Annotated in this window: 14 protein-coding genes; 4 read left to right on the forward strand and 10 right to left on the reverse strand. The window is 68.1% G+C overall.

What is annotated here, in order from left to right:
- Nucleotides 1-8: 8 nt before the first annotated feature.
- Nucleotides 9-560, reverse strand: coding sequence for a dihydrofolate reductase family protein (locus IEV99_RS08875; RefSeq protein ID WP_244643694.1), 552 nt, complete (start codon nt 558-560; stop codon nt 9-11).
- A gap of 95 nt (nt 561-655) precedes the next feature.
- Here IEV99_RS08875 and xth point away from each other — a divergent pair, with 95 nt between their 5' ends.
- Entirely contained in the window at nt 656-1,435 is a 780-nt protein-coding gene (xth, locus tag IEV99_RS08880) for an exodeoxyribonuclease III (protein ID WP_188517290.1), read from the forward strand.
- Between the two features lie 253 nt (nt 1,436-1,688).
- On the opposite strand, the gene IEV99_RS08885 is transcribed toward xth, so the two are convergent.
- The 6 genes from IEV99_RS08885 to IEV99_RS08910 form a co-directional block, all read right to left on the reverse strand.
- Nucleotides 1,689-3,482: a gamma-glutamyltransferase family protein gene (locus IEV99_RS08885; RefSeq protein WP_188517291.1), complete on the reverse strand. Its 1,794-nt coding sequence runs from the start codon at nt 3,480-3,482 to the stop codon at nt 1,689-1,691.
- A 36-nt stretch (nt 3,483-3,518) separates the two neighbouring features.
- Entirely contained in the window at nt 3,519-4,397 is an 879-nt protein-coding gene (locus tag IEV99_RS08890; RefSeq protein ID WP_188517292.1) for an ABC transporter permease, read from the reverse strand.
- Nucleotides 4,397-5,341 (reverse strand): ABC transporter permease, encoded by a 945-nt coding sequence (locus IEV99_RS08895; RefSeq protein ID WP_188517293.1) that lies wholly within the window; start codon nt 5,339-5,341, stop codon nt 4,397-4,399. The genes IEV99_RS08890 and IEV99_RS08895 overlap by 1 nt, the downstream gene beginning before the upstream one ends.
- A 220-nt stretch (nt 5,342-5,561) precedes the next feature.
- Complete coding sequence (locus tag IEV99_RS08900; protein ID WP_371875769.1) at nt 5,562-7,106, reverse strand: ABC transporter substrate-binding protein; 1,545 nt, start codon at nt 7,104-7,106, stop codon at nt 5,562-5,564.
- A complete protein-coding gene (locus IEV99_RS08905) occupies nt 7,103-8,221 on the reverse strand; it encodes an ABC transporter ATP-binding protein (protein ID WP_188517295.1) in 1,119 nt (372 codons plus the stop codon). Before IEV99_RS08905 ends, IEV99_RS08900 begins: the two co-directional genes overlap by 4 nt.
- Nucleotides 8,218-9,246 (reverse strand): ABC transporter ATP-binding protein, encoded by a 1,029-nt coding sequence (locus tag IEV99_RS08910; protein ID WP_188517296.1) that lies wholly within the window; start codon nt 9,244-9,246, stop codon nt 8,218-8,220. Before IEV99_RS08910 ends, IEV99_RS08905 begins: the two co-directional genes overlap by 4 nt.
- 197 nt (nt 9,247-9,443) lie before the next feature.
- On the opposite strand from IEV99_RS08910, the gene IEV99_RS08915 reads away from it, so the two are divergent.
- Complete coding sequence (locus tag IEV99_RS08915; protein ID WP_188517297.1) at nt 9,444-9,758, forward strand: hypothetical protein; 315 nt, start codon at nt 9,444-9,446, stop codon at nt 9,756-9,758.
- A 28-nt stretch (nt 9,759-9,786) separates the two neighbouring features.
- Here IEV99_RS08915 and IEV99_RS08920 read toward each other — a convergent pair whose 3' ends face one another.
- Nucleotides 9,787-10,275, reverse strand: a complete 489-nt coding sequence (locus IEV99_RS08920) for a Pycsar system effector family protein (RefSeq protein WP_188517298.1) — start codon at nt 10,273-10,275, stop codon at nt 9,787-9,789.
- A gap of 205 nt (nt 10,276-10,480) precedes the next feature.
- On the opposite strand from IEV99_RS08920, the gene IEV99_RS08925 reads away from it, so the two are divergent.
- Nucleotides 10,481-10,897: a hypothetical protein gene (locus IEV99_RS08925; protein ID WP_188517299.1), complete on the forward strand. Its 417-nt coding sequence runs from the start codon at nt 10,481-10,483 to the stop codon at nt 10,895-10,897.
- A gap of 64 nt (nt 10,898-10,961) precedes the next feature.
- Here IEV99_RS08925 and IEV99_RS08930 read toward each other — a convergent pair whose 3' ends face one another.
- On the reverse strand, nt 10,962-11,894 hold the full coding sequence (locus tag IEV99_RS08930) for a histone deacetylase family protein (protein WP_188517300.1): 933 nt from the start codon (nt 11,892-11,894) through the stop codon (nt 10,962-10,964).
- A 234-nt stretch (nt 11,895-12,128) separates the two neighbouring features.
- Between IEV99_RS08930 and IEV99_RS08935 the strand changes: the two genes are divergently transcribed.
- Nucleotides 12,129-12,716: a L,D-transpeptidase gene (locus IEV99_RS08935; RefSeq protein WP_188517301.1), complete on the forward strand. Its 588-nt coding sequence runs from the start codon at nt 12,129-12,131 to the stop codon at nt 12,714-12,716.
- A 183-nt stretch (nt 12,717-12,899) separates the two neighbouring features.
- Here the strand turns inward: IEV99_RS08935 and IEV99_RS08940 are convergent, their stop codons facing one another.
- A complete protein-coding gene (locus tag IEV99_RS08940) occupies nt 12,900-13,115 on the reverse strand; it encodes a hypothetical protein (RefSeq protein ID WP_188517302.1) in 216 nt (71 codons plus the stop codon).
- Nucleotides 13,116-13,204 lie beyond the last annotated feature (89 nt).

A 13,204-nucleotide genomic window follows, 5' to 3' on the forward strand; every position in this document is an offset into this window, starting at 1 on the left:
GCGGGGCGTCAGCCTCGCCGCCAATCCGTGAGGATCACCGGGCCCGCCGGATCGATCACCTGCGCCGGGCCGGCCGCGAGGCCATGGCGCGCCAGCACGGATTCGGCTGTTTCGCTTGGGGCCGCCGTCCCGAACAGCCGGCGTCCACCCGGCACCCGGACCCCGATCGCCCGCGTGAGGTGGAAGGCGTCGTAGCCGAGCTTGAGGAAAAGGTCGAACACGCCCTGGCCGCCCGGCACGGCGATGCGCCCGCCCGGGGGGAGGGCGCGGGATGCGGCGTCCGGCCATGCGACCGTGGAGGGGTTCCACCACCAAGCGTCGGCGCGGCGCTCCAACCCACCGACGGCGGCCGAAACCACCATTCGGGGCCGGCGCTGGGGGTTGCCGTGCGCCTCGTGGCCGAGCCGCCCGAGCACGGTGAGGTCCGAGCGGTCGAGCTCGGCCTGGAACAGCGCCCAGTCGGCCTCGTTGCGCAGCACGGCCGGCATCCGCCCCTGCGCATCCGCGATGCAATCGTCGTCCGAGACGATCGCGTGGCCGGTGACGAACCAGGTGGGCATGCTGCAAGTCTCTCCCGTGCTCCGGCGCGCAAAGCCCGGATTGCCTCCATGCCGCCGCGGTGCGAAACCTGCACCCAGCATCGACGGAGCCCTGCATGCGCATCGCCACCTGGAACGTCAATTCGGTCAAGGCCAGGATCGGCCATCTCGTCGACTGGTTGAAGCAGTGCAATCCGGACGTGGTGTGCCTGCAGGAGATCAAATGCGTCGACGAGGCCTTTCCGGCGGCCGAGATCGAGGCGCTGGGCTACAATGTCGCGACCCACGGGCAGAAAACCTATAACGGCGTCGCCATCCTGTCGAAGCGCCCTTTCGAGGTGATGCGCGGCCTGCCGGGCGGCGACGAGGACGTGCAGTCGCGCTACATCGAGGCCGAGATCCCGACCGATTCGGGCGCCGTGCGGGTAGCGTCCATCTACCTGCCCAACGGCAACCCGCCCCAGACCGAGAAATACGACTACAAGCTCGCCTGGATGGACCGGCTCACCGCCCACGCGCAAGAGCTGCTGGCGCTGGAGGAGCCGCTGGTGCTGGCCGGCGACTACAACGTCATCCCCACCGCGCGCGACGTGCACAATCCGGCCGCATGGGAGACCGACGCGCTGTTCCTGCCGCGCACCCGCGCCAAGTTCCGCGAGCTGCTGGCGCTCGGCTTCACGGACGCCTTCCGGGCCTGCGACGACCGCGACGGCCAGTACACCTTCTGGGACTACCAGGCCGGCGCCTGGCAGCGGAACAACGGCATCCGCATCGACCACCTGCTCCTGTCGCCCCAGGCCGCCGACAAGCTGCAGACCTGCGTGGTCGACAAGCACGTCCGCGCCTGGGAGAAGCCCTCCGACCACGTCCCGGTCTGGGTGGATTTGAAGCTGTAGGGCTCATTCTCTCCGTCATCCCCGGCGGCGCGAAGCGCCGGGAAGGGGATCCAGGGGCAAAGGCGCTCACCCCTGGATCCCCTTCCCGACCTGCTGCGCAGGTCACCGGGGATGACGGCGAGGGGCGCGACCGTTGCGCCACCCTGCCGTCATTGCGAGCGCAGCGAAGCAATCCAGGGGCCGGGCGTAGGGCTCAACGCCTAGCCTCTAGACTGGATTGCTTCGCCTCCGGCTCGCAATGACGGCGAGGCGCTCACCGCCCGATCGCGTAGGCCTGCATCAGGCGCGGTGTCGCGGCGGCGTGGAGGAGGCCGGACTCGTCTTTCTCCGCGGCCGTGAGGCGGCCCACCGTCCAGGGCTCGGCGACTTCCACGGCATGGCCGCGCCGGCGCAGCTCCGCGATCGTCGCCTCGCCGACCGTGGACTCCACCATGAGATGGCCGGGCCGCGCCTCGCGCGGGTAGAACGACGACGGGAAATGCCCGGTGTGGAACAGCGGCAGGTCGATGGCCTCCTGCAGGTTGAGGCCGTGGTGCACCCGGCGCAGAAACAGCGACAGCTGCCACTGGTCCTGCTGGTCGCCGCCCGGCGTGCCGAACACCAGCGCGGGCCGGCCATCCTGCAACGCCAGCGAAGGGGTCAGCGTCGTGCGCGGGCGCTTCCGGGGTTCCAGGCTCGTCGGCAGGTCGGGCTCGAGCCAGAACATCTGCGCGCGCGAGTTCAGTGGGAAGCCGAGCTCCGGGATCACGGGCGACGACTGCAGCCAGCCGCCCGAGGGCGTGGCCGAGATCATGTTGCCCCACCGGTCGATGACGTCGATGTGCACCGTGTCGCCGCGCTTGGCGGTTTTCAGGTGCGCCATGGTGGGCTCGCCGGCCCCGACGCCGGTGCCATGGCCGCGCGTGCGCGCCAGGTTCTCCAGCGTGCGCCGCACCTGTTCCTCGAAGCCGGGGAGCACCGAGGGCCGCAGCTCCGCCGACGCCGTGTCGCCGATCAGCGTGCGGCGCTCATCCGCATGCGCGTCCGACAACAACCGATCGATCGGCACGTCGTGGAAATCGGGGTCGCCGTAATAGGCCTCGCGGTCCGCATAGGCGAGCTTCATGGCCTCAACGACCGTGTGGATGTAGTCCGGCCCGGCCGGGTCCATCTTGCCGATGTCGAAGCCCTTCAGCAGCGACAGCGATTGCAGCAGGGCGGGGCCCTGGCCCCAGGGCCGCTGCTTGCAAACGGTCCAGCCGTGGTAGTCGTAGGTTTGCGGCTCGTCGAAGCTCGCCTGCCACTCGGCCATGTCCTGGCCGGTCAGCACAGCGCCGTTGCGCTGGCCGCTGGCGTCCATCACCTCGGTGGTGCGGCAGAAACGGTCGATGGCCTCGGCCACGAAGCCCTTCATGAAGGAATGGCGGGCCGCCTCGATCTGCTGGACCCGGTCGCCGCCGGCGCTCTCGGCCTCGCTGAGGATGCGTTCATAGGTGATCGCCAGCATGGGATTGCGGAACAGCGCCCGCGCCTTCGGGGGCTCGCCGCCCGGCAGCCAGGTGGCGGCTGAGGTCGGCCATTCCTTGGTGAAGAACTCCGCCTGGGCGGCGATGGCGTCCGCCACGCGCGGGAGCATCGGGTGGCCGTCGCGCGCGTACGAGATCGCCGGCGCGAGAATGTCGCGCAGCGGCAGCGAGCCATGCTCCCGCAGGAGCAGCATCCAGCCGTCGAAGGCGCCCGGCACCACGGTCGCGAGCAGGCCGGAGCCCGGGATCATGTCGAGCCCGCGCCGCTTGTATTCCTCGATGGTGGCGGCGGCGGGCGTCACGCCCTGGCTGCACAGCACCTCCACCTTGCCGGTTCGTTTGGAGTAGAAAATTGCCGGCGCCTCGCCAGCGGGCCCGCACAGATGCGGCTCCACGATCTGCAGCACAAAGGCGCTCGCCGCGCAGGCGTCAAAGGCGTTGCCGCCCTTTTCCAGTATCGCCATGCCGACCGCCGAGGCGATCCAGTGCGTGGAGGTGACGACGCCGAACGTCCCCAAAATTTCGGGGCGGGTGGTGAACATGGGGGTGGCCTGAACGTGAGAGAGGAGGGGGATGGGCTATGTTTCGCGCGGATCGAGGGCGTCGCGCAACCCGTCGCCGAGCAGATTGAAGCCGAGCACCGTCAGAAAGATGCCCACGCCCGGGAACATCGACATCCACCACTGGCCCTGCTGGAGGAAGTTCTTTCCCGTGTTCAGCATCGAGCCCCAGCTCGGCGCCGGCGGCTGCTGGCCGAGGCCGAGAAACGACAGGCTCGCCTCCGCGATGATCGCCTGCGCGATGATCAGCGTCGCCTGCACGAGGATGGGCGCGAAGATGTTGGGGACGATGTACTTGGCCAGGATCCAGCGGTCCGGCAGCCCGATCGCGCGGGCGCCTTCCACGTAGTCCTCGGTTTTCACCGCCAGCGTCTGCGCCCGCGTCAGCCGGGTGAAGATGGGCGCGGCCGCGATGCCGATTGCGATCATCGCGTTGGTGAGGCTCGCCCCCAGCACGCTGCCGAGCGCGATGGCGAGAATCAGGAACGGGCAAGCGAGCATCGCCTCCGTGCAGCGCGAGATGATCGCGTCGATCCAGCCGCCGAAATAGCCGGCGATGAGCCCGAGCGGCCCGCCGATCGACACCGCAATGGTCACCGACACGATGCCGGCCAGCAGCGACGCCCGCGCCCCATAGACGACGCGTGCGAAAACGTCCCGGCCGAGATCGTCCGTGCCGAACCAGTTCAGCCACGAGGGCGCCTTGCGCACCAGCGACCACGACGTCTTGATCGGGTCCGCCGCCATCACGAGGGGTCCCAGGAAGGCGATCAGCGCGAAGGCGATCACCACGGTTCCGCCGATCAGCGCCGAGCGGTTGCGCAAGAGCTTGCCCCAGACGCGGCTGCGCGGGGCCGGGACGGCGGCCTGTTCGGCCGTGTCGAGCGCGAGCGTCATCAGCGGGCCCTCAGGCGGGGATTAAGGACGACATAGAGCACGTCCGCCAGCAGGTTCAGGCCGATATACCCGATCGCGGTGCACAGCACGACGCCTTGCACCACTGCGTAGTCGCGGTTGAACACGGCGTCCACGATCAGCTTGCCGAAGCCCGGAATGGTGAAGATCTGCTCGGTCAGCACCGCGCCGGCCAGCAGTTCGCCAAACAGCAGGGTGCCGATTGTCACGACCGGGATCAGCGCGTTGCGAAGCGCATGCTTCAGGATCACCCGCGGCTCGAGGAGGCCCTTGGCGCGGGCGGTGCGGACATAGTCCTGCTTCAGCACCCCCAGCATGGCGCTGCGGGTGTGGCGCATCATCGAGGCCGCCAGCGCGTTGCCGAGCACGAAGGCCGGCATGATCATGGTCTTCAGGTTCTGCGACAGGCTCTCGCTCGGCGGCACGTAGCCGGAGGCCGGCAGCCAGTTCAGCTGCACCGAGATCAGGAAGATCAGCAGGATGCCGAGAAAGAAGTTCGGGATCGAAAGTCCCCACAACGCCAGCGCGGTGGCCCCGTAGTCCCAGGCGCTGCCCTTGCGCACGGCCGCCATCACGCCGGCCGGGATGCCGATCAGCAGCGCGAAGCTCATCGCCATGGCGGCGAGCTGCAGCGTGACGGGCAGCTTGTCCTTGATGAGCTGCAGCACCGGCACGCCCGTGCGCAGCGACATGCCGAGGTTGCCCTGCAGGGCCTGCCCGGCCCAGGCAAGATATTGCAGCGGCAGCGGATCGTTGAGCCGGTACTTTTCGCGCAGGAGCTCGATCACGGCCGGGTCGCGCTCCTCGCCGGCCAGCACAAGGATGGGATCGCCCGGCAGCAGCTTTTGCAGCGTGAACACGAAAATCGAGACCAGGATGATGGTCGGGATCGCGATGAGGATTCGCCGACCGATGAAACTCAGCATGGGCGGTGGTCCCGTGTCTCATCCGTCATTGCGAGGAGCGGAGCGACGAAGCAATTCAGGCGCGGGGCGACGAGCTCGACGCCAGCCGCCTGGATTGCTTCGCTCCGTTCGCACGGACGGCGGGGGGCGTCGTTGGGGCGCGCCCCATCCGCCCTCTCCGCGGCTGCCTTCTCCCGGGGGGAGAAGGAGCGCGCGGGGTCTTCTCTGAAAAAAGCCAGGCTCACGACTTCTTCACGTTCTCGAGGCGGATCATGCCGTCCGGATGGGGCTGGAAGCCCGTGACGCTCTTCTTCACGCCCCAGATCCAGCTCTCGTGGTAGATCACGATGATCGGCAGGTCCTTGGCCAGGATCGTCTCGGCGGCGTCATAGCGCTTCTTGCGCTCGTTCACTTCGGAGAGCGTGCGGGCCTCGTCCAGCAGCTTGTCGATCTCGGGATTGCAGTACTTCCAGTCGTTCAGGTTGCCTTTGCAGGTCACGAAGGCGTGGATGTTGCCGTCCGGGTCGGGCCGGCCGGACCAGCCATACTGGTTCGCGGCGAAGTTGCCCTTGGTGCCTTCGTTCAGCATCGTGGCGAACTCGGTGGCGCGCAGCGAGATGTGAAAGCCGCCTTCCGCCGCCATGGACTGGATCACCTGCATCACGGCCTGCGAGCGCGGGCTGTTGGACATGGTGACTTCGAACTTCACCGGCGGCGTCACGCCGGCTTCCTTCAGAAGCGCCTTGGCCTTGTCGACGTTGCGCGCAGGGATCGGCACGCCGGCGGTGTAGTAGAAGTTCTTGGGCGAGAAATACTGGTTGCCGGGGCTGAACTGGCCCTCGAACACCACCTGGTTGATGGCCTCGCGGTCCAGCGTCAGCTCGAACGCCTGGCGCACGCGCGCGTCCTGGCCGATCGGGGTCTTCGCCCTGTCGCCATTGGCGACGTTGATGTTGATGGCCTGGTAGCCGAGGCCCACCGCCGAGGCGGTGGTCAGGTTGGCGTCCGCCTTAGCGGTCTTCACGTCGGTCGGCTCGAGGCGCTCGATCATGTCGAGGTCGCCGGAGCGCAGGTTGGCGAGCCGGACGGTGGAGTCCGGGATCGGCAGAAACGTGATCTTGTCGAACGAGAAGGCCTGCTTGTTCCAGTAGTCGGCGAAGCGCTCCAGCACGATGCGGTCGTTCTGCACCCGCTCCACGAACTTGTAGGGGCCCGAGCAGACCGGCTTCGTGCCCAGATTGGCGCCGAGCTCCTTGGCGGCCTTGGGCGACACCATCATGCCGGCGCGATCGGAGAGCTGCGCCAGCACGGTCACGTCCGGCTGCTTCATCACGAGCTTCACGGTCATCGGGTCGATGACCTCCACGGACGACACCGACGAGATCTCGCTCTTGCGGCGCGACTCCGGCAGCGTCTGGGCGCGCTCGATGTTGAACTTCACCGCTTCGGCGTCGAAGGGCTCGCCGTCGTGGAATTTCACGCCGCTGCGCAGCTTGAAGGTGAGGGACTTGTTGTCCGGGGCCCACTCCCACGAGGTGGCGAGGCGCGGCACGAACTTCAGGTCCGGCGTTACGTCCACGAGCTTGTCGCACAGCGACGTGAACACGATGCGGCCCACGAAGGTGCGGGCCTGGTGCGGGTCCATGACGTCCGCGTCCTCGGCAAGGCCGATGCGCAGCGACTGCTGCGCCTGCGCGGCGCCCGCGAAGGCGACCAGCCCGGCCGCGAGGGCCGTGGCGGAGACGAGGCCCGTAAGCCTCTGGCGATTGGCGGTCTTGCTCATCATCTTCCCCTGTTTCCCGCTTCCGTCATGCTTGCGGAAGCTTTCTCCGTCACGACGGCGTCCTGGCGCCGGCGGTGATCTCGATAAAGCGCCAGACGCCTCGCCTTGGCGGGGCTGTCGGCGGGGCCCATGGCCCGGCCTGCCGTCTCAGGCGGCAGGTCCTCGTAGAAGTGGCACGCCACGGTGCGCCCGCCCGCGTCGCGGAGCAACGGGATCTCGTCCGAACAGCGCTTCTGCGCGTAGGGGCAGCGGGTGTGGAAGCGGCAGCCGGAGGGCGGATTGGCCGGGCTGGGAATGTCGCCTTCCAGCAGCTTGCGCTCGGCGCGGTGGCCCGGGATGGGGAGCGGGATCGCGCTCAGGAGCGCGCGCGTATAGGGGTGCAGCGGCTCGGCGTAGAGCGCCGCCGTGGGGGCGACCTCCACGATGGAGCCGAGATACATCACGATCACTCGGTCGCTCATGTGCCGGATCACCGCAAGGTCGTGCGCGATGATGATCAGCGTCAGCGCGAAGCGTTCCTTGAGGTCTTCCAGCAGGTTGATGACCTGAGCCTGAATCGATACGTCAAGCGCGGACACCGGCTCGTCGCCGATCACAAGGCGCGGCGAGCTCGCCAGCGCGCGCGCGATGCCGATGCGCTGGCGCTGGCCGCCCGAGAACTCATGCGGAAAGCGATCCGCGAGGTCCGGCCGCAGCCCAACGGTGCGCAGCAGCTCCAGCGTCTTCTCGCGCCGCTCCCGGGTAGAGCCCTGGCCATGGAGCCAGAGCGGCTCGCCGACGATGTCAGCCACCGTCATGCGAGGGTTCAAGGACGAGAACGGGTCCTGGAACACCATCTGCATGTCGCCGCGCAGCTTGCGCAGGCCGGTCTCGCCGAGGCCGCCGAGGTCCTGCCCCTCGAACCGAACGGTCCCGGCGGTCGGCTCGATCAGCCGCATCAACATGCGCCCGACAGTGGACTTGCCGCAGCCGGACTCGCCCACGATCGCGAGGGTCTCGCCTTTCTCGACCGAGAAGGACACGTCGTCCACGGCCCGCACGACCGTCGGCTTGCTGAACAGCCCGCCGCCCGTTTTGAAGTATTTCTTGAGGCCGTCGGCCTGCAGGATGGCGCTCACGCGGCCTCCGTAACGTGCAGTTCAAGCGGCGCGCGGATGCAGGCGGCCTCGTGGCCGGCCGCCACCTCGATCAGGGGAGGGGGCGCGGCGTCGCAAGCCTCGATGCGGAACGGGCAGCGCGGCGCGAACCGGCAGCCTTTCGGCATGCGCTCGGGCGCAGGCACGCTGCCCGGGATGGTGGCCAGCCGCTCGTCGCGGCCGGTCAGCGAGGGCAGGGAGCCCATCAGCCCGATCGTGTAGGGGTGCTGCGGATCGTCGAAGATCTTGTCGACCGGCGCGCGCTCCACCACCCGGCCCGCATACATCACCGCAACGTCGTCCGCGACCTCGGCCACCACGCCGAGATCATGCGTGATCAGCAGCATGGCAGAGCCGGTCTCGCGCTGGAGCTGGCGGACCAGCGACAGGATCTGCGCCTGGATGGTCACGTCCAGCGCCGTGGTAGGCTCGTCGGCGATCAGCAGGCGTGGCGCGTTGGCGAGCGCCATCGCGATCATGATGCGCTGGCGCATGCCGCCCGAGAGCTGGTGAGGGAACTCGCCGAGGCGCTTCTCGGGCGCGGGAATGCGCACCTTCTTGAGCATTTCCAGGGCGACCCCGCTGGCCTGCTCGGGCGTGACGTCGCGGTGGCGCGTCACCACCTCGGCGATCTGATCGCCGATCGTGAAGGCCGGGTTCAGCGACGTCATCGGCTCCTGGAAGATCATCGTCATCCGGTCCCCGCGCAGATCCGCGCGCTCGCGGGGATCGAGCCCGCGTACGTCGCGGCCTTCGAACAGAATTTCGCCTTGCGTGATCGCGAGCGGCGGGGAGGCGAGCAGGCCCATGATGGCGAGCGACGTCAGGCTCTTGCCGCAGCCGCTTTCACCCACGAGGCAGAGCGTCCGGCCCGCCGCGAGCGAGAAGGACACGTCTTCCACCAGCGTCGTTGAGCGCTCACGGCCATGGACCGCGATGCTCAGGCCTTTGACGGAAAGAACGTGAGACGGCTCGGCGGGCTGGGGCGACCCGGGGGCTGGCGACATCCACATGCACTCGTTGGGCGGGAACCCCGCACTGGCATTTGTTGTGCCAGACTAGACGCTAAGCCCCCGCGATCAAGCGGGATTTCGCATCGCGCGAGGCAACCGCAGATCGCATTCGGGCCGGTTGCGACTGGATTGTGACAATCCGCCTCAGTACCGTTCTGCCCAATTCAAGGGCTGGACGGAGTTCACCTGCCATGAGCGAAAAAGCGCGCAAACGATTCTCGGAGCTGCACGAAGCCTACGAGAAGGCGCGAACCACCCGCGAATACGCGGCCGTCCTGGCGCGGGGCGGGGCTGTGGACGAGGTCGCCGCCACGTTGGCGACCGATGAGGGGCTGGATCGGTTCAAGGCCCAGCTCGAGGCGTTGGGCGACGAGCGAAAGGCGCTCAAGAAACTGGTGCGCTACGCCCGCAAGCACACCGACAAGATCGCGCCGCCCAAGGCCCCGGCTGTCGCGCCCACGCCCATCCGCAACGGCAAGCGCGCGAAGCCTGCTCCGGCGGCCTGATCGCCCGGGGCCTGCGAGTGGGCAGGGATCAGAATCCCTTGCCCATTCCCAGAGCGGCCGCCCAAGGCAGCGCTGCGCACAGCAGGGCGAGGATCGAGCGCTTCAGCGACCGGAATTTCGAGCGCAGGATGCGTGCGTTCGTGTGGCACTGGCGCAGGACGTCTTCCAGGTAGTCCTCGTCGCTGAGTTCACGCACCTTGAGGTGGTACTCCTCGAACGGGTGGTTCGCGATCGTCCCGAAAAAGAACCACGACGGCGTGGCCCGCATGCGTGGAAACTGGCCGCGCAGCAACTCGGCCAGCGCCGCCAGCAGGGCGATCGCCGCGGCCGCGAGCACGATGGCGTAGCGCCAGTTCCATTGCGAAAGCGCCGGGATCGACGCTGAAAGCGCGCCCGTCATCGCGATCGCGATGCCGAGCACGGCCGAACTGCGCGAGTCGTGCCTCCCGATCCACTCGATCATCCGCTGCAGGCTCTTTTCGGCCCGCTCGATCTGCTTGGCTGTCGTCGACTGCATCGTCCCATCCTCGGATGCGGCGAAAGGAAGCATATTACAGTGTACTTGCCAAGGTCAGGCTGTGCATTTCACGCAACTAAAGTTAAGCGGCTTCATAGTCCAGTGAGCGGCGAGTGAAGACGTCCAACTACACTGGAAAAGACTGCACCAAATCGGAACATCCCCTGTCAGGCCGCGTTGGGTTGCCACGAGACAGGAGAACCACATGCGCAAGACTAACTTGACCATTACGGCTTTCGCCTTGGCGCTCGGCGCCATGACCGCAGCTCCTCTGGCCTATGCGGCCGCCAATGACGGCGCAGGCGGCGGCAACGCCGGCTCGGCGGGCGGCGGCGGATCGGCCGGCGGCGGCGGCGGGGTGAACGGCTCCGCTGCGGGCGGCGTAGGCGCGGGCGGCTTGGGCTCGACCGGCGGCGTCACCGGCAACGGCGCGGTAGGCGTCGGCGGTGGCGCGGGCGGATCGGCGGCCTCCAACTCGGGAGCCCCCGCTGGCTCGGGCGGCGTCGGCGCGAATTCCACCGACACGACGGGCTCGATCGGCACCTCGCCCAGCAGCGGCGACATCAAGCTCCAGGGCAACCGCCGGCTCCAGCCCAACGGCGGCAACCAGACCAACCAGTAAGGCGCTTGAGCCTCGACGAAGCCGCCCGGAACAGTCCGGGCGGCTTTTTCGCGCGTGCTGGCGGTCAGCCGCCCCGCATCATCGTCATCACATGCGCGGCGGTGGAGCGGGCGAGCCCTTCCAGGTCATATCCACCTTCCAGCAGCGACACCACGCGCCCGCCCGCATAGCGATCGGCCTGGTCCATCAGCTGCGCGGTGGCCCAGCCATAGTCCGCCTCGACGAGGTTCAAATTGGCCAGCGGATCGCGCACATGTGCGTCGAACCCGGCCGAGATGATGATCAAATCCGGCCGGAACGCCTCCAGCCGCGGCAGGATCGCGACCTCCATCGCTTCCCGGAACTCCGAGCCGCCGTCGCCGGCCCGCAGCGGCGCATTGACGATGGTGTCGTGCTCGCCCCGTTCGTTGGTCGCGCCCGTGCCAGGGTAGAGCGGCATCTCGTGCGTGGAGCAGTACATCACGCTGGGATCGTCCCAGAAGATGTCCTGCGTGCCGTTGCCGTGGTGCACGTCCCAATCCACGACGGCGACGCGCTCCGCCCCGTGCGCCGACCGGGCGTAGCGGGCCGCCACGGCGGCGTTGTTGAAGAAGCAGAACCCCATCGCGCGGGTTTTTTCAGCGTGGTGGCCCGGCGGCCGGGACGCCGAAAACGCGTTGCGGACCTTGCCGGTCATCACCTCGTCGACCGCCATGATGGCGCCGCCCGCGCCGCGAATCGCGGCCTCCCACGTGCCCGGCGACATGGTGGTGTCGGCGTCGAGCTGCAGCATGCCGTCCTTGGGGGCGGCTTCCTCCAGGGCGCGGACATAGTCCTCCGGATGCGCCAGGCAGAGCTGCTCGATGGTGGCCTCCGGCGCGGATTCGCGCAGCAGCGGCTGGAAGCGCTCGTGCTCGAGAATGCGCTCCACGGCCCGGATCCGGTCTGGCCGTTCGGGATGCCCCATCGGTGTCTGGTGCCGGACGTAGCACGGATGGGAAATCAGCAGAGTGGACACGGCGCCTCCCGGAGCGTTCTGGTTGCGGGCATCTTCGGCCCTCGCGCTGCCGCCGTCCATCCTGCGATGATGGGGGCCTGCCGTTGCGCCAGATCATGGCGGAAGCGGCCAGACGCGCCTTGCTGCGATCACAAACGCGTGCGGTGAGGCCACGAGACCACAGCCAGAATGGCTCTGATCTGGTACGCCCGAACAACAAGGCGCAGGCGGCGCCGTGAATCGGATTGGATCGAGATGCGACTGCGGACGTCTTTGCTGGCGATGGGAATTGCGTTGGTGCTGGCGGGATGCCGGTACGAGCCGATCCCCGAGCCGAAGGTGAGCTCGAAGGACGCCGAATGGATGGCCATGGTGCCGAGCGTCGAGCTCTACCGGCCATTTGAGCGCTACCGCATCGACGATCCGACCGGCGAGTCGCCCGGCACGGTCGTGGTCGACACCAAGTCGCGCTTCCTCTATCTCGTGGAGCCGAACGGCAAGGCGCTGCGCTACGGCGTGGCGGTCGGCAACGAGGCCTTCGGCTGGAGCGGCGTCGCCACCATCCAGCGCAAGGCCGAGTGGCCGGACTGGAACCCGCCGGCCGAAATGATCAAGCGCTGGCCGCATGTCCACCACACCAAGGGCGGTCCGGACAACCCGCTCGGCGCACGGGCCCTTTATCTCTTCGAGGGCAACAAGGACACGCTCTATCGCATCCACGGCACCAACGAGCCGGAGACGATCGGCAAGGCCGTGTCGTCGGGCTGCATCCGGATGCGGAACATCGACGTGGTCGACCTCTACAACCGCGTCCCCGTCGGCGCGCGGGTGGTGGTGAAGTAAGCGTCGCTTTTCTGGGTCTTCGGCTCGCCCGAGCCCATCATCCTGAGGAGCAGGCCTGCTAGGGCCTGCGTCTCGAAGGGCGAAGGCTGCCGGGCCTTCTTTTAAGTGGCTGAATGAAAAAAGCCGGCGGTGCTCCCGCCGGCTTTCGCGTGTCTTGCCTGCGTCATCCGGCGATGAGATCGCTCAGGCGTCGTAGTCGTCGTCCCGGAGCACGGCCGGAATGTCCCGGCGATTGGTCGCGGCGTCACGCGACGCCTCTGGCGAAGAGCGCCGCATCTGCGCCGCCGCTGCCGCGACGGCCTGGATGCCGATGGGCGAATAGAACTGCACGTCCGACCCCGGGGGAGGGGTCTGGGTCTTCGGCGCCGCTGCGGCGGCCGGTTGCGTGACGTTCTGCATGATCTCCTCGTTGCCGTTCCCATCCGCTCGCGATGCGGATGGACGCTTTGTCGCAGCCCATTTCAGCCGCGCCATGGCGGGCTTGTGGT

It is taken from the genome of Alsobacter metallidurans (genome assembly GCF_014636935.1).
Taxonomy (GTDB): domain Bacteria; phylum Pseudomonadota; class Alphaproteobacteria; order Rhizobiales; family Beijerinckiaceae; genus Alsobacter; species Alsobacter metallidurans.